The sequence below is a fragment of the Stappia sediminis genome (genome assembly GCF_009826895.1).
In the GTDB taxonomy this organism is placed as follows: Bacteria; Pseudomonadota; Alphaproteobacteria; order Rhizobiales; family Stappiaceae; genus Hongsoonwoonella; species Hongsoonwoonella sediminis.
The window spans coordinates 124,726-144,798 of sequence record NZ_WUMV01000010.1; the positions used below are offsets into that span (position 1 = coordinate 124,726).

General features: G+C 60.8%; 20 protein-coding genes. 16 read left to right on the forward strand and 4 right to left on the reverse strand.

Going from position 1 to position 20,073, the window contains the following annotated elements:
- Positions 1-124: 124 nt before the first annotated feature.
- Both GR183_RS20735 and GR183_RS20740 read left to right on the forward strand, forming a co-directional pair.
- Positions 125-718: a LysE family translocator gene (locus tag GR183_RS20735; protein ID WP_160777592.1), complete on the forward strand. Its 594-nt coding sequence runs from the start codon at positions 125-127 to the stop codon at positions 716-718.
- 50 nt (positions 719-768) lie between these two features.
- The gene (locus GR183_RS20740; RefSeq protein ID WP_160777593.1) at positions 769-1,992 is read left to right on the forward strand and encodes a threonine ammonia-lyase; all 1,224 of its coding nucleotides are present in this window, start codon (positions 769-771) and stop codon (positions 1,990-1,992) included.
- 20 nt (positions 1,993-2,012) lie between these two features.
- Here GR183_RS20740 and GR183_RS20745 read toward each other — a convergent pair whose 3' ends face one another.
- On the reverse strand, positions 2,013-3,413 hold the full coding sequence (locus tag GR183_RS20745; protein ID WP_160777594.1) for an adenylate/guanylate cyclase domain-containing protein: 1,401 nt from the start codon (positions 3,411-3,413) through the stop codon (positions 2,013-2,015).
- Positions 3,414-3,671: 258 nt separating this feature from the next.
- Between GR183_RS20745 and GR183_RS20750 the strand changes: the two genes are divergently transcribed.
- The 3 genes from GR183_RS20750 to GR183_RS20760 all read left to right on the forward strand — a co-directional run bounded on the left by GR183_RS20750 (position 3,672) and on the right by GR183_RS20760 (position 6,975).
- On the forward strand, positions 3,672-4,160 hold the full coding sequence (locus GR183_RS20750) for an RDD family protein (protein WP_160777595.1): 489 nt from the start codon (positions 3,672-3,674) through the stop codon (positions 4,158-4,160).
- A gap of 160 nt (positions 4,161-4,320) precedes the next feature.
- On the forward strand, positions 4,321-6,147 hold the full coding sequence (locus GR183_RS20755; protein WP_160777596.1) for an SLC13 family permease: 1,827 nt from the start codon (positions 4,321-4,323) through the stop codon (positions 6,145-6,147).
- Between the two features lie 69 nt (positions 6,148-6,216).
- Positions 6,217-6,975 carry an arginyltransferase gene (locus tag GR183_RS20760; RefSeq protein ID WP_160777597.1) on the forward strand — a complete coding sequence of 253 codons (759 nt, stop codon included), beginning with the start codon at positions 6,217-6,219 and terminating at the stop codon, positions 6,973-6,975.
- Positions 6,976-6,990: 15 nt separating this feature from the next.
- On the opposite strand, the gene GR183_RS20765 is transcribed toward GR183_RS20760, so the two are convergent.
- Entirely contained in the window at positions 6,991-7,668 is a 678-nt protein-coding gene (locus GR183_RS20765) for a uracil-DNA glycosylase (RefSeq protein ID WP_160777598.1), read from the reverse strand.
- Positions 7,649-8,227 carry a LabA-like NYN domain-containing protein gene (locus GR183_RS20770; protein WP_160777709.1) on the reverse strand — a complete coding sequence of 193 codons (579 nt, stop codon included), beginning with the start codon at positions 8,225-8,227 and terminating at the stop codon, positions 7,649-7,651. The genes GR183_RS20765 and GR183_RS20770 overlap by 20 nt, the downstream gene beginning before the upstream one ends.
- Positions 8,228-8,691: 464 nt before the next feature.
- Here GR183_RS20770 and rpoZ point away from each other — a divergent pair, with 464 nt between their 5' ends.
- From rpoZ to recO, 10 genes are all read left to right on the forward strand, one after another.
- Complete coding sequence (gene rpoZ, locus GR183_RS20775; protein WP_160777599.1) at positions 8,692-9,090, forward strand: DNA-directed RNA polymerase subunit omega; 399 nt, start codon at positions 8,692-8,694, stop codon at positions 9,088-9,090.
- A gap of 105 nt (positions 9,091-9,195) precedes the next feature.
- Positions 9,196-11,421 (forward strand): RelA/SpoT family protein, encoded by a 2,226-nt coding sequence (locus GR183_RS20780; RefSeq protein WP_160777600.1) that lies wholly within the window; start codon positions 9,196-9,198, stop codon positions 11,419-11,421.
- Positions 11,422-11,445: 24 nt separating this feature from the next.
- The gene (gene pyrE / locus GR183_RS20785) at positions 11,446-12,027 is read left to right on the forward strand and encodes an orotate phosphoribosyltransferase (protein ID WP_160777601.1); all 582 of its coding nucleotides are present in this window, start codon (positions 11,446-11,448) and stop codon (positions 12,025-12,027) included.
- 190 nt (positions 12,028-12,217) lie between these two features.
- A complete protein-coding gene (locus tag GR183_RS20790; RefSeq protein ID WP_312846869.1) occupies positions 12,218-12,766 on the forward strand; it encodes a DUF2062 domain-containing protein in 549 nt (182 codons plus the stop codon).
- A 64-nt stretch (positions 12,767-12,830) separates the two neighbouring features.
- Positions 12,831-13,229 (forward strand): RidA family protein, encoded by a 399-nt coding sequence (locus tag GR183_RS20795; RefSeq protein ID WP_208999946.1) that lies wholly within the window; start codon positions 12,831-12,833, stop codon positions 13,227-13,229.
- 11 nt (positions 13,230-13,240) lie between these two features.
- Positions 13,241-13,678 (forward strand): holo-ACP synthase, encoded by a 438-nt coding sequence (acpS, locus tag GR183_RS20800; protein WP_160777603.1) that lies wholly within the window; start codon positions 13,241-13,243, stop codon positions 13,676-13,678.
- 175 nt (positions 13,679-13,853) lie between these two features.
- Positions 13,854-14,606 (forward strand): signal peptidase I, encoded by a 753-nt coding sequence (gene lepB / locus GR183_RS20805; RefSeq protein WP_160777604.1) that lies wholly within the window; start codon positions 13,854-13,856, stop codon positions 14,604-14,606.
- A 30-nt stretch (positions 14,607-14,636) separates the two neighbouring features.
- Positions 14,637-15,350, forward strand: a complete 714-nt coding sequence (gene rnc / locus GR183_RS20810) for a ribonuclease III (RefSeq protein ID WP_160777605.1) — start codon at positions 14,637-14,639, stop codon at positions 15,348-15,350.
- Positions 15,343-16,293 (forward strand): GTPase Era, encoded by a 951-nt coding sequence (era, locus tag GR183_RS20815; RefSeq protein WP_376765786.1) that lies wholly within the window; start codon positions 15,343-15,345, stop codon positions 16,291-16,293. Before rnc ends, era begins: the two co-directional genes overlap by 8 nt.
- A 127-nt stretch (positions 16,294-16,420) precedes the next feature.
- Positions 16,421-17,158, forward strand: a complete 738-nt coding sequence (recO, locus tag GR183_RS20820) for a DNA repair protein RecO (protein ID WP_160777607.1) — start codon at positions 16,421-16,423, stop codon at positions 17,156-17,158.
- A 12-nt stretch (positions 17,159-17,170) separates the two neighbouring features.
- Here recO and GR183_RS21715 read toward each other — a convergent pair whose 3' ends face one another.
- A complete protein-coding gene (locus GR183_RS21715; protein WP_202396220.1) occupies positions 17,171-17,641 on the reverse strand; it encodes a hypothetical protein in 471 nt (156 codons plus the stop codon).
- Positions 17,642-17,817: 176 nt separating this feature from the next.
- Between GR183_RS21715 and parC the strand changes: the two genes are divergently transcribed.
- Complete coding sequence (gene parC, locus GR183_RS20830; protein WP_160777608.1) at positions 17,818-20,067, forward strand: DNA topoisomerase IV subunit A; 2,250 nt, start codon at positions 17,818-17,820, stop codon at positions 20,065-20,067.
- The last annotated feature ends 6 nt before the right edge of the window (positions 20,068-20,073 follow it).

Consider the following 20,073-nt stretch of genomic DNA (forward strand, 5'->3'; position numbering starts at 1 on the left):
AAAAGTCCGGGGGCTCATCATTCGCCCGAAACGGCCAGTCTTGCGCCCGGCGCTCTGAGGCACCGTGCCTGAACATGGCCTGCTACGGACGTCTAGTTCTTGTTTCCGGTGTCGCGCCTTACCCATGCCGTTGGATCAGTTCATTCTTCTGTGCCTGTTCGTGATCGTGCTTGTCGGCACGCCCGGACCGGCGAACATGTCGCTCATGGCTTGCGGCCTGACCTTTGGCGCGCGCTCTTCCCTGCCATTCCTGCTGGGCACGCTTGCCGGCCGGCAGGTGATGTTCCTTGCGAATTTCGCGGGTCTTTTCGCGCTATTGAAAGGCGCGCCCTTCGTCTGGGACGGCCTGCGCTATCTCTGCCTTGCCTATATCGCCTGGCTTGCCTGGAAGATCGTTCGCGCCAAGCCGAACGCGGCGAAAGCGAAGGATGTGCCCGGTTTCTGGCGCGGTTTCTGGGTGCACCCTCTTAATCCGAAGGCCTATGCGACGCAGATCGCGGCAATCGCCCAGTTCGTTTCGCCGGAGCGTTATCTTGCGGATTCCTTGATCCTCTGCCTCGTCATCGCGCTTCTTGGCGGCGCGCTCAACGCCGGCTGGATGGCCGGTGGCAACCTGCTTGCACGGCTGACCCAAAACCCCCGGGTGCTCCTTGCCGTGAACGTGACGCTTGCCACGCTCATGGTCGCCTCAACCGTCGCAAGCTTGCATCTCGCCTAACTTTGGTGGCACACCGATCTTTCGAAGGAAACAGGACCGGTGTGCGCACCATGATCCCCACGCTCGAAGATATCCGCGAGGCGGCTAAGCTGATCGATGGCGCGGTCATGCTGACGCCCTGCCTGCCGGCACCCAAGCTTTCCGAACTCACCGGCGCCGAGGTCTCGGTCAAATACGAAAACCTTCAGGTCACCAACGCCTTCAAGGAGCGTGGCGCTCTGGTGAAACTCCTGTCCCTCGGCAAGGCGGAGCGCGAACGCGGCGTCATTGCCATGTCGGCCGGCAATCACGCGCAGGCTGTCGCTTATCATGCGCGCCGCCTCGGCATTCCGGCGACCATCGTCATGCCGAAGCCCACCCCCTTCGTGAAGATCAAGGCGACACGCGGCTATGGGGCGAATGTGGTGCTGGCGGGCGAAGTCCTTGCGGAAGCTCAAGCCGAGGCCGAACGCATCGCCGAAGCCGAAAATCTCGTCTGGGTTCACCCCTATGACGACCCGCAGGTGATCCGTGGCCAGGGGACGATTGCGCTGGAAATGCTGGCCGCCGACCCTGACCTGGAAGTGCTGGTAATTCCCATCGGCGGCGGCGGTCTCATCTCGGGCATGGCGATTGCCGCAAAAGCGCTGAAACCCGAAATCGAGATCATCGGCGTGGAAACCGAACTCTATCCGGGCATGTGGGGCGCCTTGAAGGGAAAGCCCGTGAAATGCGGCGGCGCGACGCTTGCCGAAGGCATTGCCGTCAAGAATATCGGCAAGCTTACCGAACAGATCGTCCGCAAGACGGTCGATGACATTCTCCTCGTCGACGAGACCGCGATCGAGCGTGCGGTCAACGCTTTCCTTACCCAGCAGAAAACCATGGCCGAAGGTGCCGGCGCAGCCGGTCTTGCGGCAATGCTGTCCGAGCCCGAGCGCTTCATGGGACGCAAGGTCGGTCTCGTCCTTTGCGGCGGCAACATCGACCCGCGCCTCCTGTCCTCCATCATGGTGCGCGAGCTTGCCCGCGACGGGCGCATTTTCTCAATCCGCATCTCCGCGCCGGACCGTCCGGGCGTGCTCGGCGAAATCTCGACGCTGATCGGCGATCTCGACGGCAATATCCTCGAAGTGTCGCATCATCGCCTTTTCCTCAACGTGCCGGTCAAGGGAACGACGCTCGACGTCACCTTCGAGACGCACGATGCGGAGCACGGCAAGGCGATCATCAAGGCGATGGAAGAGCGCGACTATACGATCAAGCATCTGGATGTCGCTGAATCCAGGGTTTGAGGCCCGGCAAGTCGCACCGGTCAATCCACCGAAACCCAGACGTCGCCGTCCTGCACCCGGCAGGCAAGCGGCTGCAGTGGCGTCCGGTTCTTGGAAACGTCGCCGATTTCCTCATGTTCCGCGGTGGTTCCGTCCGCCCGCAGGTTCGTGCACCAGTTGAGGATCGCGCCGCTCCTGATGTCGAAACAGGCGTGGTGCCAGCGGCAGTGAAGCCGCCCGTCGCGCTTGATCGCGATCTCCGGCGGGCGCAGGGGGTGGACGGTTTCTCCCGCCCGGTCGAAAAACGGCAGCTTGAGGTGCGGGCACGCGTTGTTGAAGGCGAAATAGCCCTCATCGGAATGAAAGACGACTATGTCGCAATCATCGAATTCCACGATCCGCTTGCCCCCTGGAGGGATTTCGGCGGCCGGACCGATGCGGCGCCAGTGGCGGCCCGCATAGCGGCTGGCACCGTTTAGTTTCCTTACCGAAACCTCCCTTGCCGCCTCCTCCGTGAGCCCGCCGATTTCGTAAAGGGTGATGCGTTCGCTCGCGCCGCGCAGGCGCACGCGCAGAAAGTCCTTTTCGATCACCTTGTCACGGACAAGATCGAACAGCGGCTTGGAGACGAGCAGCCGCGTTCCCGCCTCCTTGTTGGCCTCCTCGATGCGGCTCGCCAGATTGACCACCGGGCCGACCGCCGTCAGCCTTTCCGCACCCGGACATCCGACCGTGCCGACGATCGCCTCGCCGTAGTGAAGGCCGATCCTGATTTCGAGGTCGGCGTTGAACATGGTGCTGACGAAAGGCTTGGCGCGGTCGATCCATTCCAGCGTTTCCAGGGCTGCATTGACGGCGCACAGCGGCGCATCCTTATCTCCGTCCGCGCCGAAGAGCGCCATCATGCCGTCGCCGATGCATAGGCTGACGTGACCGCCGTTCGCCTCGATGATCTCACCGGCTTGCGCAAAATAGCGGTTTAGCAGGAACATCAGGTCGTAAGGCGTGATTTCCTCGCAATGTCCGGTGAAGTCGACGATATCGCTGAAGAAGACCGCGACCTTTTTCAACTCCCCGGTCTGCGACGGCTGCTTGCGGTAGAGCTGGCTGGCGACGACGGCGTCCATCTCGTCCAGAACGAGGCGTCGAAACGTGACATCGCCTGAAGGGCGAAGCTGGCAGGCAAGCCTGATACGGGCGGCGAATCCCAGCTTGCCGGCAAGGTCGCTTTCGGCGCCTTCGCGCTCCGGGCAGTTCTCGCCTCCGTTCAAGATCCAGATCCGGCAGGTGGAGCACTTCGCAATGCCGCCGCACGCGTTGGCCATCGGCAGGCCCGCGCGCAGCGCGGCGCTCAGCACGCTTTCACCATCCTCGCAATCGAACGAAACGTTGTCCGGGCGGGACTCCAGACGCGACATGCGTATGCCCTCACGGCGCTTCATGCGGCACGCCGAAGCCGAACCACAAAATGAAACCATGATTTCTTGTCAAAAATCAGGAGTTAGCAAGAAAAAACGGCACCCATACCGAACAAATATTTGGCCGCCAAGAAGTCGCGCGATTTCAACACGTTCCCACACAGGAAATCACGACGGGAAAGGGGTCGCTTGTCAACCGGGACAAATTGAAACTCCGACGGTCAATGCCTATGTAAAAATTGCGAATGCCAAATTTGCCGATAAAGAGAAAGAACGCAGGAAATGACCATCGATATACCGGCGCCCCGTGTCGATAGATATGACCCGCTAAGCCATCCTGCACTGTTCGAAGGTGTGCGCACGCGGCGCATATTCGCCTTCTTCATCGACGTGATCGCGATCGCGGTCCTGACCGTATTTTTCGGAATTCTCGTCTTCTTCCTCGGAATTTTCACGTTCGGCCTTGGATTTCTGCTCTACGCCATCCTGTGGCAGACGGTGGCACTCGCCTATGCCGCCTTTACCCTTGGCGGGCCCAACGCCGCAACGCCTGGAATGCGCGCCATGGGGCTTGAAATGCGGCTGTGGCACGGCGAAAGGCCCTATCCGCTGCTCGCCGCCATGCATTCGCTTTTGTTCTGGTTTTCCGTCACCGTTCTGACGCCGCTGGTGCTTGTCTTCTCGCTTTTGAGCGACCGCAAGCGCCTGCTTCACGACCTGATTCTGGGCACGGTCGTCATCAACTCGGACCGGAATTCCGTGGCGATATGAGAATTGCTTTTTCACGCTTCAGCCAAAAAACGCAAATCCATCCACAATCGCAAACCTCACGCGGCGATTGAATCCGTCGACCTTGAGCGAATAAAGCCTTAGCCTGTCAGCGAAGAGCCGGCCACGAAGAGCCGGAACGTGAAAGGGACAAGGCCGACGCATGGACTACGCCGACCTACCCATGGTCCTTACGATGATCGTCATCTCGGCGACGATCGTCCTTTATGCATTCGAACGCGTCGCCATCGAACTGATCGCACTCGGTTCGGTCGTGGCGCTGATTGCCATATTTGCACTGTTTCAGGTGGAAACGCCCTCCGGCCCGGTCGGCGTCGACAGCCTTCTGGCCGGCTTTTCCAACCCGGCGCTCCTGACGGTCATTGCGCTTCTCGTCGTCGGCCAGGGACTGTTTCAGACGGACGCCCTGGAAAAGCCCGCCCAGTTCATCGTGCGCGTAAGCCGACGCAAACCCTGGCTCGCGGGCGGCCCGATCCTGCTCGCGGTTGCCGTCATCAGCGCGTTTTTGAACAATACGCCCGTGGTGGTGATGTTCCTGCCGATCCTCTCCGCCGTCGCGGTGGCGCAGGGCACTTCGTCATCGCGCTATCTGATGCCGCTGTCGTTCATTGCCATCCTCGGCGGCATGATGACGCTGATCGGTTCGTCTACGAACCTTCTGGTCGCAAACGTCGCGCGCCAGACAAGCGACGTTCACCTGACCTTCTTCAGCTTCACGCCGCTCGGGATGCTGCTCGCGGGCGTCGGCGCGGTCTACGTGCTGCTCGTCATGCCGTTTCTCCTGCGTCCGCGCAAAACCATGGCCGACGAACTCGCGGGCGCATCCGGCAAGCAGTTCATAGCCCAGATAAACATCACGCATGGACACCCCCTCGTCGGGGCGACGGCCGTCTCAGGCCTTTTTCCGGAACTCAAGGACATGACCGTCCGCCTCGTCCAGCGCGGCGAGCGGCCGATCCTCCCTCCTTTCGAAAACGTCACGCTCTCGCCGGGCGACACCGTCATCGTCGCCGCGACGCGCACCGCGCTGACCCAGGCGCTTTCACGGCGCAATCCGCTCATGGCGACGGAGAGCAGCGATCAGGAAGCTTCCTCGCAAGCATCGGCGGGCTCGCTCACGCTTGCCGAAGTGGTGGTCGCCCCTGCCTCACGACTGATTTCACGCACCCTCGCCCAGACTGGCTTCCACACCATGACGGGCTGCGTGGTGATGGGCATCCAGCGCCGGTCGCGCATGCCCCGCATGGCGATGAACGATATCCGACTTGAGGCCGGCGATGTGCTTCTGGTCGCCGGCACGAGGGATGAGATCAAACGCCTGCGCGGCAATCGCGACGTTCTTCTGCTGGACTGGTCGGCAACGGAACTTCCCAAGCGCCGGCATGCGCCCACGGCTCTTGCGATCTTCATCGTCATGGTCGCCATGGCGGCCAGTGGCTTTGTGCCGATCGTATCCGCCGCCCTTGCCGGCACATTCGCGATGATCGTGACCGGCTGCCTCAACGTACGACAGGCGTTGCGCGCGATCGACAGCCGCATCTTCATGCTGATCGGCGCCTCGATCGCCGCGGCAACCGCCCTGGAAGCCACGCAAGGAGCAGCCTTCATCGCCAACGGGCTTGTCGCCCTCATGGAAGGCCAGCCGCCCGCGGTCTATCTGTCGGGCCTTTTCATGCTCGTCATGCTGCTGACGAACGTGCTTTCCAACAATGCCGCCGCCGTGCTCTTCACGCCGATCGCGGTGCGCATGGCCAATCAGATCGGGATGCCGCCCGAAGCGTTCGTGGTATGCGTGATCTTCGCCGCGAACTGCTCGTTCGCGACGCCGATCGGTTATCAGACCAACCTGATCGTCATGGGGCCGGGGCACTACCGTTTTTCCGATTTCATTGTCGCCGGCATTCCGCTGGCACTGCTCCTTTGGATGACATTCACTTTATCCGCCCCGATGTATTATGGTTTGTCTTGAAAATGCTCCTGGAACGGTTCACCTACGTAACGTCATGATGCTGTCGGAGAACAATGTCGGAGGCAGAAAGTGACGCGGCATTCGACCGATACACCGCAGTTTTACCTGACGGCCCCTTCACCCTGTCCCTATCTGGAGGGCCGGCAGGAGCGCAAGGTGTTCACCCACCTTGTCGGCCCGCATGCGCCGGCGCTGAATGACATTCTCTCGCAAGGCGGCTTCCGGCGAAGCCAGAACATCGCCTATCGCCCGGCCTGCGAGAACTGCAGGGCCTGCGTGTCGGTGCGCATTATGGTGGACCGTTTCGACTGGACGAAATCTTTCAGGCGTGAAATGCGAAGATGCTCCGATATCGTGGGCGACGTTCTCCCGGCCGCACCTTCATCAGAACAATACGACCTGTTCCGCCGCTACCTCGACGACCGCCACACCCACGGCGGCATGTCCGACATGACCGTGCTCGACTATGCGATGATGGTGGAGGATACGCATGTCGACACCATGGTGATCGAATACCGCAAGCGCGGGCCGGACACCTTCATTACCGGACGGGGCGACGGGCCCCTTCTCGGCGTGGCGCTGACCGACCGGCTGAGCGACGGCCTGTCGATGGTCTATTCCTTCTTCGATCCGGATGTCGAAGGCATCAGCCCCGGCACCTTCATGATCCTCGACCATGTGGAGCGAGCACGCACGCTTGGCCTGCCGTATGTCTATCTCGGCTACTGGGTCAACGGATCGCCGAAAATGGCCTACAAGGCGCGCTTCCGCCCTCAGCAACACCTTGGCGCGCGCGGCTGGCGCGAAACGGGCGACGACGACGAATAGGCGCGGGACCCAAACTCAGGTCACCGCGTCCACATGCGCCCTGATCTTGCGAAACACATCGCGGAACATTTCCGGCGTCAGGCGGCCGGTATTCGTGTTGTAGCGCGAGCAATGATAACTGTCGAACAGCTTCAGTCCCGGTGCGGGCTCATGCTCGCCCCCGTGCGAGAAGGGATGCGCCGCGCGGCGGGCGCCCAATGCCGAAAGCGTCGCGTCATGGGCAATGCGGCCAAGCGCCATCAAGGCGACAAGCCCGCTCTCCTGGCGAATGGTTTCGCCGAGAAACGGAAGACAGTTTCGTATTTCCGCGCCGACCGGCTTGTTTTCGGGCGGAACGCACCTAACGGCATTGGTAATCGCCGCATCCACCAGTTCCAGGCCGTCATCGGGCCGCGCGTGGTACGTGCCGCGCGCGAAACCGAAGTCGATCATTGTCTGGTAGAGCAGATCACCCGCATAATCGCCGGTGAAGGGGCGCCCCGTCCGGTTCGCCCCTCTCAGGCCCGGTGCGAGCCCGATGATCAAAAGTCGCGGCGTTCCGCCAGAAAAGGTCGGTACCGGCGCGTTGAACCAATCCGGCTCGCGCTCCCTGTGCAATTCGCGAAACGCGACCAGCCGCGGACAAGCCGGGCAGTCGCGTTCGGGATCCGCTGAAAGCATCGTAGCCGGAGGATCAATAATCGTCGTCGTCATCGTCCGCTACGGGTGTGCGCGGCGTGCGTTCGGACGGGTCCCTGCCGATCTTGTTGGCAAGAGCGGCCAGATCGATGAAGTGATCGGCCTGCCGGCGCAGGTCGTCCGCGATCATGGGCGGCTGCGTCTGCAACGTGGACACCACGCTTACCTTGCGTCCCTTGCGCTGCAGAGCCTCGACGAGGGAACGGAAATCCCCGTCGCCGGAAAACAGCACAATGTGATCGACGTTTTCGACGATTTCCATGGCATCGACCGCGAGCTCGATGTCCATGTTGCCCTTGACCTTACGGCGGCCGCTGGAGTCGACGAACTCCTTCACTGGTTTCGTGACGACCTTGTAGCCATTGTAGTCCAGCCAGTCGATCAGGGGGCGAATGGAAGAATATTCGCTGTCTTCGATCAATGCCGTATAATAATATGCCCTAAGAAGATAGCCGGTAGATTGAAACTCCTTCAAAAGCCGCTTGTAATCGATATCAAAACCGATCGCTTTTGCAGTAGAGTAAAGATTTGCTCCATCGATAAAAAGAGCAATCTTTTCGCGTGGGTCGAACATTCTGGAAAAGCCTTTCTCTGGAATACAAGACGCGTCTATTGATTTACGATTGGAAGTAGACTTCACGTTTTGAAATATAGGCCCGATGGGTCTGCAAATTTTTCACTGTCGCGAAGTCTTTCCGATATTTGCCCTGCGTCTTGCAATTCATCCGCATCGCGGATCCGTGCCTGTGCCCTACGAGGTGTTACCGAGCAGGTAGACCTCATTGTTCTTGGTTTTTAGGCGTTCTACTAAAACGTGACCGCCGACCACGTGCGTACACGATAATTCCAGGGCCCGCAACCGGACTGAGGCGATTTACCGCTAGTAATTCATACGATAAATGCATGTTTATGGAGCGTTATTTCCAGACAGCCTTGACATATCAGACTTTATCCTCTTGCCACGCGAGGCTTGCGTTCGTCTCCCACACGCATTATGTGTCCACATTCGAATTCCCCAAGATGATATGGAGATGATGCATGGCGCGCGTAACAGTCGAAGATTGCATCGACAAGGTCGAGAATCGCTTCGAACTGGTACTTCTTGCGAGCCATCGGGCGCGGATGATTTCCAGTGGCTCTCCGCTGACCGTCGATCGTGACAACGACAAGAATCCGGTCGTCGCACTGCGCGAAGTGGCCGAACAGACGGTCAACCCCGAGGACCTCAAGGAAGACCTCATCCACTCGCTGCAGAAGTATGTCGAGGTCGACGAGCCGGAGCCGGATGCCGTGCCGATGGTGCCCAGCCAGTCGCAAGGCGGCACAGAGGTCAATCAGGTCGACGACACCGACATCGAATTCGACAGGATGTCGGAAGAAGATCTGCTGCGCGGGCTGGAGGGCCTCGTCCCGCCGGAGCGTTCCGACGACATCTGAAGATCAAGAGAATGTCCGGATGGGCGTGAGCGCAAGATTGCCGCGCGTCTCGCCGTCCGGACCGGCGCCCTGCGGCGCTTCCATATGCCGTGATCGGTTACGGCCATGATGCGCCAATACGAACTCGTAGAACGGGTTCAACGCTACAATCCCAACGCCGACGAGGCACTGCTCAACAAGGCGTATGTCTATGCCATGCAAAAACATGGCAGCCAGACGCGTGCCTCGGGCGACCCCTATTTTTCCCACCCCCTGGAAGTTGCCGCCATTTTGACGGACCTGCGCCTCGACGAGGCGACGATCGCCGTCGCGCTGTTGCATGACACGATCGAGGACACCGACGCCACCCGCGCGGAGATCGACAAGCTGTTCGGTGAAGAAATCGGCAGCCTTGTCGAAGGTCTGACGAAGATCAAGCGCCTGGACCTCGTATCCAAAAAGGCGAAACAGGCGGAAAACTTCCGCAAGCTCCTTCTTGCCATCGCCGACGACGTGCGCGCCCTTCTGGTCAAGCTGGCCGACCGGCTGCACAACATGCGCACGCTCCAGTTCATGCCGGAGCACAAGCGCGGGCGCATCGCCGAAGAGACGATGGAAATCTACGCCCCGCTCGCCGGACGCATGGGCATGCACGATATGCGCGAGGAGCTGGAAGATCTCTCCTTCAGCATCCTCAATCCCGACGCATACCAGACGATTACCGAGCGCCTTGCGCAAATTCGCCAAAAGAACGAAGGCCTTATCGCAGATATCGAAAGCAATCTGACCGAACGCCTCGCCGAGCGCGGCATTGCGGCGATCGTCAGGGGGCGGGAAAAACGGCCCTATTCCATCTTCCGCAAGATGCAATCGAAATCGATCGCTTTCGAGCAGTTGTCGGATATCTATGGCTTCCGCATCGTCGTCGGCACGGTGGAGGCCTGTTATCGGGTCGTCGGCGTCATCCATACCGCCTGGCCCACGGTGCCCGGCCGTTTCAAGGATTATATCTCCACCCCCAAGCAGAACGACTACCGCTCGCTCCACACAACCGTCGTCGGGCCAAGCCGGCAGCGCGTCGAGCTGCAGATCCGCACATTCGCCATGGACCGCGTCGCCGAATACGGCATCGCCGCCCACGCGCTTTACAAGGATGGGGAATTCGGCGGACGCAATATCGCCAAGCTCCAGGAGGAAAGCCGCGCCTACGAGTGGCTGCGGCGGACGATCGATCTTCTGTCGCAGGGCGATACGCCCGAGGAATTTCTCGAGAACACCAAGCTTGAGCTTTTCCACGACCAGGTCTTCTGCTTCACGCCCAAGGGCCGGCTGATCGCCCTGCCGCGCGGCGCGACGCCGATCGACTTCGCCTATGCCGTCCACACGGACGTTGGCAATACCTGCGTCGGCTCCAAGATCAACGGCCACATCATGCCGCTCGTCACCGAACTCAGGAATGGCGACGAGGTGGAGATCATCCGCAGTCAGGCGCAAACTCCGCCGCCTGCTTGGGAATCGATTGCCGTCACGGGCAAGGCAAGAGCCGCGATTCGGCGCGCAACGCGGGAATCCGCGCGCAAACAGTATGGCGCGCTCGGCCGGCATATTCTGGAGCGCGCGTTTGACCGCGCCGGGCGGGAGTTGAGCGACGAGAGCCTGAACGCCGTTCTCGGTTCGCTGGGGCAGAACAATCTTCTGGATCTGCTGGCCGCCGTTGGCCGCGGCGAAATTCGTGCGGCGGAGGTTCTCGGCACCCTCTATCCCGATCACGAACCCGGACATACCGATACGCGCCCGCTCGTTTCCCAGGCATCCACCGAAGACGGCTGGTTCGACCTCGAAGCCGGGTCGGGCATGAAATTTCGCGTGCCGGAAGGTGCGGTCGCCACGAATGACGGTCCGTCCATCCCGATACGCGGCCTGCAAGGCGACGTTCCGGTATGCTTCGCCCCGGACGGCGGCGCGGTGCCGGGGGACCGCATCGTCGGCATCCTGACGCCAGGCACGGGCATCACGATCTATCCGATCCAGTCGCCTGCGCTGAAGGAATTCGAGGACGAGCCGGAAAGCTGGCTCGACGTGCGCTGGGATCTGGAGGCGGATCGGCGCGAGCTTTTTCCCGCGCGCATTGTGGTTGCCGCCCTCAACGAGCCTGGATCGCTTGCCACGATCGCCGGAACGATCGCAGATCTGGAAGCCAATATCGACAACCTGAAAATGGTGCGCCGCGCGCATGATTTTCACGAGATGATCATCGATCTTGAGGTATGGGACCTCAAGCATCTCAATCGCGTGATCAACCAGCTCAGGGCGCGCTCGAACGTCTCCAGCGTGGCAAGGGTGAACGGCTGATCCCATGACGAAGGAGAGCGAAACATGACCCGGGAAGAGGTTCTCAGTGCATTCAGGGAGGCCGGCGCGATTCTCGAGGGTCATTTCATCCTCTCTTCGGGTTTGCGCAGTCCCGTTTTCATCCAGAAGGCACGGGTGTTCATGTATCCGGACAAGACGGAGCGGCTTTGCCGCGCGCTCGCCGATCGCATCCGCGCGGCCGGCCTGGGCGACATCGACTATGTCATCTCGCCCGCGCTCGGCGGGCTTATTCCGGGCTATGAGACGGCACGCCACCTTGGCGTTCCCGCCATGTGGGTGGAGCGCGAGGAAGGCGAGTTCCGCCTGCGCCGATTCGAGATGGAAAAGGGCGCGCGCGTCGTTATCGTCGAGGATATCGTGACCACGGGCCTGTCGAGCCGCGAAACGGTGGAAGCGCTCAGGGCCCTGGGCGCGACGGTTCTGGCCGTCGCCTGCCTGATTGACCGTTCCGCCGGCGAAGCGGATCCCGGCGCTCCGCTGATTTCGCTTTGCGATTTCAAGGTGCCGGCTTATGCGGCGGATGATCTTCCGCCCGAACTGGCCGCCATTCCGGCAGTAAAGCCCGGCAGCCGGGGCCTCTCGTGACGATGAGGAAGACCAGCTCGGGCGCCCAAAAATCTGTTGGCAATCCGCCTCCGGTCCGATTGCGGCATAATTGCCTCAAGATTTACCGCCCCGTGACCTGATAGGATCACACCCAAGCAGCACTCAACGACAAATATAATCTGCGCTATAGATCGAGATGCTCTTCCAACGCCGTCAGAAACCGAACCAGTTGCAGCGCCTTAGGGTGGCGGTTTGGCCGCGCCACAGCTGGTCGCGTTCCCTGAGGTATTTTTCGAAGCGCATCCTGCGGCTGACGGGCTCGCCCCATGCGATCGCGCTTGGTTTCGCCGCCGGTGCGTTTGCATCGATCACGCCGCTGATCGGTTTTCACTTCATCCTCAGTTTCATCATCGCCTTCATCATCGGCGGCAATATGCTGGCGGCAGCCCTCGGGACGGCGGTCGGCAACCCGTTTACCTTCCCCTTTATCTGGACATCGACCTACAAGCTCGGCACCTTGATTTTGCACGGCGAGGCACGGCATTTCAGGAGCAATGCGCTGAAAGGGGAGCTTGGCGAAACGCTGTTTGAGAAATCGCTGGATACGCTCTGGCCGGTTCTGAAGCCCATGTTCGTCGGCTCGATTCCGATCGGCATCGCCGTCGGCGTCCTGTCTTATTTCATCGTCTACTACAGTGTGCATGCCTATCAGCGAGGGCGGCGCCAGCGGCTTGCGGCGCGCCGTTCGCTTCCCCAGCGCATGACATCCGCCGAATAAGGTGCGTGGTGCGCCGAAAGGCTCGCAGGCACTTCGTATATTCGTGAGCTTGAAAGAGGCGCCTTTGACCAAAAGAGCACATGTTCCGAAGGATCTTCAAAGCTACTATGACGATTGGCGCATGTCGCCGGGTCTTGAGGCAGACGGTTTCCTCTTTCTCACCGGCTTCACCGGGGCGGGTACGGACGGCACGATGCCGGAAGATACCGAAATGCAGATCCGGCAGGCGTTCGCCAAGGTTGGCCTGGTTCTGCGCGAGGCCGGTTTGAGTTTCGATTCCATTGTCGAGATGACCACGTACCACGTGGGATTGCGCGACCACCTCGAAACGTTCAAAAAGGTGCGTGCGGAGCTCGTGGCGGAACCCTACCCCGCCTGGACCGCGATAGAAGTCGCAGGTTTCGTGACGGAAGACGCCATCGTCGAAATTCGCGCAATTGCCCGGCGCAACCAGCCTGACTGACGGGATTTCACATGATAGTCGGCATCGGATCGGACCTCATCGACATCAGGCGCATCGAGAAAACGCTCTCGCGATTCGGGGAGCGGTTCACGAATCGCGTCTTCACGGAAGTCGAAAGAGCCAAGTCCGACCGGCGTTCGGAGCGTGCGGCATCCTACGCAAAGCGCTTTGCGGCAAAGGAGGCCTGTTCGAAAGCGCTCGGCACCGGAATTCGCATGGGCGTTGCGTGGCGCGAGATGGGCGTCGTCAATCTGCCGTCCGGCAAGCCGACCATGGAATTGAGCGGAAGCGCGCTTAAGCGTTTGGAATCGTTGGTTCCCTTCGGGTTTTCCGCGAGGATCGACCTGACGATCACGGACGATTTTCCCCTCGCCCAGGCCTTCGTCGTCATTACCGCCTGGCCGCCGGATTGGCCGAGCCTTGAAACACTTCACGAACGGAATGACTGAATGGTTCCGCGCTATTCGTTGCGTTGCACCAGACGAACCGATAGAAGTTTTTTGCGACTGCGGCCGGGGCGGGCTCGATCCGGCCGTTAAGCTTAATTTCTGTTGGGACGGCATTTTCGCGCCGGGGGCTGGATGCGCGGATGGTGAGACCCTGAATTGAAAGATGAAGGATGAAATGAGCGTGTCCGAAGAAAAGAAGGCAAAGGAAGGCGGTCTGTACGAAACCGTCAAGGTGATCGTTCAGGCCCTGATCCTGGCGCTCGTCGTCCGTACGCTCTTCTTCCAGCCCTTCAACATTCCCTCCGGTTCGATGATGGATACGCTCCTCATCGGAGATTATCTCTTCGTCTCGAAATACAGCTACGGCTATTCCAAATATTCCTTCCCCTACGGCCTGGCGCCCATTGAGGGCCGCTTGTGGGCCGAAGAACCCAAGCGCGGCGACATCGCCGTCTTCAAGCTGCCGAAGGACAATTCCACCGATTACATAAAGCGCGTGATCGGCCTGCCGGGCGACGAGATCCAGATGATCGACGGCGTCCTGCAGATCAACGGCGAGGCGATCAAGCGCGAGCGGATCGACGACTACATCGAGACCGATCCCTTCGGAAACGTGCGCCGCGTGCCGCGATACCGCGAGACGCTGCCGAATGGCGTAACCTACGATACGCTGGACCTGACCCAGCGCGGGACGTGGGACAATACCCGCGTTTACAAGGTGCCGCCCGGCCACTTCTTCATGATGGGAGACAACCGGGACAATTCCACCGACAGCCGCGTTTTGTCGGCCGTGGGCTATGTACCGTTCGAGAATTTCGTCGGCCGCGCGGAGATAATCTTCTTCTCGATCGACGAGGACGCGTCCGCCTGGATGGTCTGGAAGTGGCCCTGGACGGTTCGCTGGAACCGTATCTTCCGCGGTCTTTGACCGGCGCGACACCTTCGGAGTGAATGCAAAATGAACCCCCGCCGCACCGACCGGGCGCTGGAGGAGCGCATCGGCTATCGCTTTCGCGATCCCGACCTTCTGGAACGCGCGCTGACCCATGCCTCGGCGGTTTCCGGCGACGGCATTGCCACGCAAAGCTATCAGCGGCTGGAGTTCCTGGGCGACCGGGTGCTCGGGCTCGCCATCTCCTCGATGCTTTATGCCGACTTTCCCGATGCCGAGGAAGGTGAGCTTGCCCGCCGCCTCAACCAGCTTGTGAAGCGCGAGACCTGCGCGGAAGTCGCATCCGAACTTCATATAGGCGAGGCGCTTCGCGTCGGCGAAGGCGAGGCGCAGACCGGAGGACGCAAGAAAACGGCGATCCTGGCCGATGTCTGCGAATCCCTTATTGCCGCAATCTATCTCGACGCCGGCTATGTGACGGCGGCCGAGTTCGTCGACCGCTTCTGGCGCAAGCGCATGACGGAGTTCAAGGGCCCGTTGCGCGATGCCAAGACGAGCCTTCAGGAATGGGCGCAAGGGCGCGGTCTCGAACCGCCGTCCTACAAGATCACCAACCGGGGCGGGCCGGATCATGCACCGGAATTCACCGTGACGGTGTATGTTGACGGTGTGGAGAAGGCGTCCGGCGTGGGCGGCTCGAAGCGCATTGCCGAGCAGAACGCGGCCGAGGCGGCACTCGTGCACGAAGGCGTGTGGACAGGAAACAGAGACGGTGAGTAACCACGAAGAGCCCATGGCGGGCAAAAATTCGGCTGCCGACGCCGGCGACGGACCGACGAAGGCCGGTTTCGTGGCGCTGATCGGCGCGCCGAATGCCGGCAAATCGACCCTTCTCAATCAGCTTGTCGGCACGAAGGTGTCCATCGTCACACATAAGGTGCAAACGACACGCGCGATCATCCGCGGCATCGCCATGCACGGCGCCTCGCAGATCGTTTTCGTGGATACGCCGGGCATTTTCCGTCCCAGGCGCCGGCTTGACCGCGCCATGGTGGACACCGCTTGGGGCGGAGCGAAGGATGCCGATGTCGTGGCGCTCCTGATCGATGCGCGCAAGGGGCTCGACGAGCAGAACGAGAAGATCCTCGAAAAGCTTGCCGACATCAAGCTGAAGAAAATCCTGATCCTCAACAAGATCGACACGGTCAAGCGCGACAGCCTGCTGGCGCTTGCCCAATTGATCAATGCCCGAACGCAATTCGAACGGACCTTCATGGTCTCGGCGCTCAATGGCGACGGCGTTTCGGATCTTGTCGAATATTTCGCCGAAAACGTGCCGGATGGGCCATGGCTTTACCCTGAAGATCAGGCTTCCGACCTTCCCTTGCGCATGCTTGCGGCTGAAATCACGCGCGAAAAGCTGTTCCTGCGGCTACATGAGGAACTGCCCTATATTTCGACGGTGGAGACGGAAAGCTGGCAGGAGCGCAAGGACGGTTCGGTCAGGATCGAGCAAACGATCTTCGTGGAGCGCGACAGCCAGAAGAGCATCGTCCTCGGCAAGCGCGGCCAGACGATTAAGGCGATCTCGCAGGCCGCGCGCGAGGAAATCTCCGAAATGCTGGAGCAGCCGGTCCACCTCTTCCTCTTTGTGAAGGTGCGCGAGAACTGGGCCGACGATCCCGAGCGCTACCGCGAGATGGGGCTGGAGTTTCCGCACTAGAGCGCTTTCGTGACAAGAATTCGCTCCAGCATGAATATCTTGAGCATATCCTTGTCGCGAAATCCGATTCAGATTTCGCGGGATATGCTCTAACGCGGGAAACGGGCGCGAGAGGCGGGTCCGGACGATGGAATGGACGGGGCAAGGCGTCATACTCGGTTGCCGCCGCCATGGCGAGCATGACGTCATCGTCGAGGTGATGACCCGTGACCGGGGCCGGCATCTGGGCCTCGTGCGCGGCGGGCGCAGCCGCCGTCATCAAGCGACACTTCAGCCGGGAAATGAGGTCGGCCTTGTCTGGCGTGCGCGGCTTGACGGTCATCTCGGCAATTTTACCGTGGAGCCTTCGCACCTTCGCGCCGCGTCCCTGATGCAATCGGCCGAGGGGATCTACGGCATTCAGGCTGTCGCGGCACTCTTGCGCCTCCTGCCGGAGCGCGATCCCCACCCCGCCCTGTTCGACGCTCTCGAGGTTATTCTCGAACACGCGGATACGCCGGAAATCGTCGGCGCGCTCGTCGTCCGCCTTGAGCTGCAGATGTTGAACGAGCTTGGCTTCGGGCTTGACCTGGCACGCTGCGCGGCAACCGGCGCGAAGGCCGATCTGGTGTACGTTTCGCCGAAATCGGGCCGCGCCGTAAGCCGGGAAGCCGGGAAGCCCTATCACGACAAGCTGCTGGCGCTGCCTGCTTTCTTGCGGGAAAGCGAGGAAGGAACGCCCCGCTCCGCCGATGCCCCATCGCTGCAAGCCGCCTTCCGCCTCACCGGCTTTTTCCTGCACCGCCATGTGTGGGAGCCGCGCGGGCTTGAACCTTCGCCCGCGCGCGAGGGATTCATCCAGGCGGTCCTGCGCGATGCGTTGTGATATGTGATGCTACTACGCCGCCTCGAAATCGGCGCGAATGGCCATATAGGCCGAAGGGCTTGGCTGGCTGTTCATCATCGTCTTGCGCCAGGCTTCCTGTTCGGCATTTATCAAGGCCAGTTCCCAGACACAGGCGATTGCCGGCCGTTTCACCGTGTCCATAGGCTCGCTTGCGGAATACTGTTTGCGGTAGATATGCTGACACAGCACCGAGCCTTGTATCCACCAGTGCGCCGCGATGGAAATTCCAAGCTCGCCTGGATGAATGATCACAAAACCCATGCCATTGTCGTCGCCTTCGTCCTCCACAAGCGGCACGACTTCCTCGCGCACGAATGACTGCGCGAATGAAACGGTAGTCTCGTCGATTGTTTTTTCCTCAGCGACAAGACCGTAGATCTTGAATTGCAGACCGCCAATTTCCCATTGGCCCAAGTTTGAAACACCGCGCGGGCAGTAAACCTCGATATTTTCCAGGTTCATCGAACCTCCTCCAAATTAAGGACCAAAGTGGCATCTGCCCGCTGTGTGCAAAAATCAATTCGATGTCAGTTCCGACAGACAACACCGCCGGAAAATCGGCTGAATTCCGCGAAAATCTGTGCACAGATATTGGCCGGCGAATTGATTCGCCGCGGCATTGCGGTTAACTGGAACATATGGGAAACGAGCTGATTCCGCCCGGTGGCGTCGAACCGATCAACCTGCGCGAGGCGCTGGAGGAGCGTTACCTCTCCTACGCGCTGTCGACGATCATGCATCGCGCGCTGCCGGATGTGCGCGACGGGCTGAAGCCGGTTCATCGCCGCCTGCTTTACGCCATGCGCCTTTTGCGGCTCGATCCGGGCGCCGGCTTCAAGAAGTGTGCGCGCGTCGTCGGCGATGTCATCGGTAAGTATCACCCGCATGGCGACCAGGCCGTCTATGATGCCCTCGTCCGCCTTGCGCAGGATTTCGCGCAGCGTTACCCGCTGGTCGACGGTCAGGGCAACTTCGGCAATATCGACGGCGATAACGCCGCCGCCATGCGTTACACGGAAGCGCGGCTGACCGATGTCGCCAAGCGCCTGCTTGACGGTCTTGACGAAAACGCCGTCGATTTCCGCGAAACCTATGACGGCGAAGAGAAAGAGCCGATCGTCCTTCCCGCCGGTTTCCCGAACCTGCTCGCCAATGGTTCTTCGGGCATTGCCGTGGGCATGGCGACCTCCATCCCGCCGCACAACGCGGCCGAGCTTTGCGATGCGGCGCTCTACCTCATCAAGAACCCGAGGGCGGAAACCTCAGAGCTTCTTCAGTTCGTCAAGGGGCCGGATTTTCCCACCGGCGGCCTTCTCGTCTCAGACCAGGCGAGCCTGCTTGAAGCCTATGAGACGGGCCGCGGCGGTTTTCGCGTCCGCGCAAGGTGGGATGTTGAGGATCTTGGCCGCGGCACATGGCAGATCGTCGTCACCGAAATCCCCTATCAGGTGCAGAAATCGCGCCTGATCGAGAAGATTGCCGAGCTTCTCCAGGCCCGCAAGCTACCGCTTCTCGACGATATTCGCGATGAGTCGGCGGAGGATGTGCGCGTCGTTCTCGTGCCCCGCTCGAAGAACGTCGACCCAGCCTTGATGATGGAATCGCTCTTCAAGCTCACCGACCTTGAAAGCCGTTTCCCGCTCAACATGAACGTGCTGTCGCGCGGGCGCGTGCCGACCGTAATGGGCCTGAAGCGCGCGCTGCAGGAATGGCTGGAGCACCGCAAGGAAGTCCTCGTCCGCCGCTCCGAGCACCGCCTCGCCCAGATCGAGCATCGTCTTGAGGTTCTGGAAGGCTATCTCATTGCCTATCTGAACCTTGACGAGGTGATCCGCATCATCCGCGAGGAGGACGAGCCGAAAGCGGAGCTTATCCGTACCTTCAAGCTGACCGATGTTCAGGCGGAAGCCATCCTCAACATGCGCTTGAGGAGCTTGCGCAAGCTTGAGGAAATGGAAATTCGCAAGGAGCATGCGAAGCTCACCGAAGAGCGGGATGAGCTTATCAAGCTTCTCGGCTCCGATCAGCGCCAGTGGACGCGTATCGGCAAGGAAGTCGCGGAAATCGGCAAGGCCTTCGGCCCCGAGACCGAGCTTGGCCGCCGCCACACCGACCTTGCGGAAGCACCGGAGCACGATCTGGGCGACATCCAGCAGGCGATGATCGAGAGGGAACCGATCACCGTCATCGTTTCCGAAAAGGGCTGGATCCGCGCGCTCAAAGGCCACCAGCAGGACCTGTCGAGCCTTGCCTTCAAGCAGGGCGACGAGCTCAAGATTTCCTTCTTCGCAGAGACGACGGACAAGATCCTCGTCTTTTCCACCGGCGGCAAGATCTTCACCATCGCCGCGGACCGGCTGCCGGGCGGGCGCGGCCATGGCGAACCGATCCGCCTCATGGTGGATATGGAGGAAGGCCAGGACGTCGTCGAATGCTTCGTCCACAAGCCGGGACGCAAGCTTCTCGTTGCATCGTCGGAAGCGCGCGGCTTTGTCGTTGCTGAATCCGATGTCGTCGCCAACACCCGCAAAGGCAAGCAGGTGCTCAACGTTTCCGGCCCCGCGGAAGCCAAGATCTGCGTTGCCGCCGATGGCGATCATGTCGCGGTGATAGGCCAGAACCGCAAGCTCCTCGTCTTCCCGCTGGCGCAGATCGCGGAAATGTCACGCGGGCGCGGCGTAAGGCTCCAGCGCTACCGCGACGGCGAAATTTCGGATGCCGTCGTCTTCAAGGCGACGGAAGGCCTCACCTGGGTGGACTCCTCGGGCAGAAGCTTTACCCGCTCCCTGGAGGAACTGACGGACTGGCGCGGCGACCGCGCGCAGGCGGGCCGCCTGCCGCCGACCGGCTTCCCACGGTCCAATATGTTCGGCCGGCGCACGCTTTGAGGGCGT

What these genes read in the sequence shown, in the direction of transcription:
- pyrE (WP_160777601.1), top strand. Translation starts at nt 11,446, where the DNA reads ATGACCCGGGAAGAGGTTCTCAGTGCATTCAGGGAGGCCGGCGCGATT.
- GR183_RS21715 (WP_202396220.1), bottom strand. Translation starts at nt 17,641, where the DNA reads ATGAACCTGGAAAATATCGAGGTTTACTGCCCGCGCGGTGTTTCAAAC.
- lepB (WP_160777604.1), top strand. Translation starts at nt 13,854, where the DNA reads ATGAGCGTGTCCGAAGAAAAGAAGGCAAAGGAAGGCGGTCTGTACGAA.
- GR183_RS20770 (WP_160777709.1), bottom strand. Translation starts at nt 8,227, where the DNA reads ATGTTCGACCCACGCGAAAAGATTGCTCTTTTTATCGATGGAGCAAAT.
- GR183_RS20755 (WP_160777596.1), top strand. Translation starts at nt 4,321, where the DNA reads ATGGACTACGCCGACCTACCCATGGTCCTTACGATGATCGTCATCTCG.
- GR183_RS20735 (WP_160777592.1), top strand. Translation starts at nt 125, where the DNA reads ATGCCGTTGGATCAGTTCATTCTTCTGTGCCTGTTCGTGATCGTGCTT.
- GR183_RS20745 (WP_160777594.1), bottom strand. Translation starts at nt 3,413, where the DNA reads ATGAAGCGCCGTGAGGGCATACGCATGTCGCGTCTGGAGTCCCGCCCG.
- rnc (WP_160777605.1), top strand. Translation starts at nt 14,637, where the DNA reads ATGAACCCCCGCCGCACCGACCGGGCGCTGGAGGAGCGCATCGGCTAT.
- GR183_RS20740 (WP_160777593.1), top strand. Translation starts at nt 769, where the DNA reads ATGATCCCCACGCTCGAAGATATCCGCGAGGCGGCTAAGCTGATCGAT.
- recO (WP_160777607.1), top strand. Translation starts at nt 16,421, where the DNA reads ATGGAATGGACGGGGCAAGGCGTCATACTCGGTTGCCGCCGCCATGGC.
- acpS (WP_160777603.1), top strand. Translation starts at nt 13,241, where the DNA reads ATGATAGTCGGCATCGGATCGGACCTCATCGACATCAGGCGCATCGAG.
- rpoZ (WP_160777599.1), top strand. Translation starts at nt 8,692, where the DNA reads ATGGCGCGCGTAACAGTCGAAGATTGCATCGACAAGGTCGAGAATCGC.
- GR183_RS20765 (WP_160777598.1), bottom strand. Translation starts at nt 7,668, where the DNA reads ATGACGACGACGATTATTGATCCTCCGGCTACGATGCTTTCAGCGGAT.
- GR183_RS20780 (WP_160777600.1), top strand. Translation starts at nt 9,196, where the DNA reads ATGATGCGCCAATACGAACTCGTAGAACGGGTTCAACGCTACAATCCC.
- GR183_RS20750 (WP_160777595.1), top strand. Translation starts at nt 3,672, where the DNA reads ATGACCATCGATATACCGGCGCCCCGTGTCGATAGATATGACCCGCTA.
- parC (WP_160777608.1), top strand. Translation starts at nt 17,818, where the DNA reads ATGGGAAACGAGCTGATTCCGCCCGGTGGCGTCGAACCGATCAACCTG.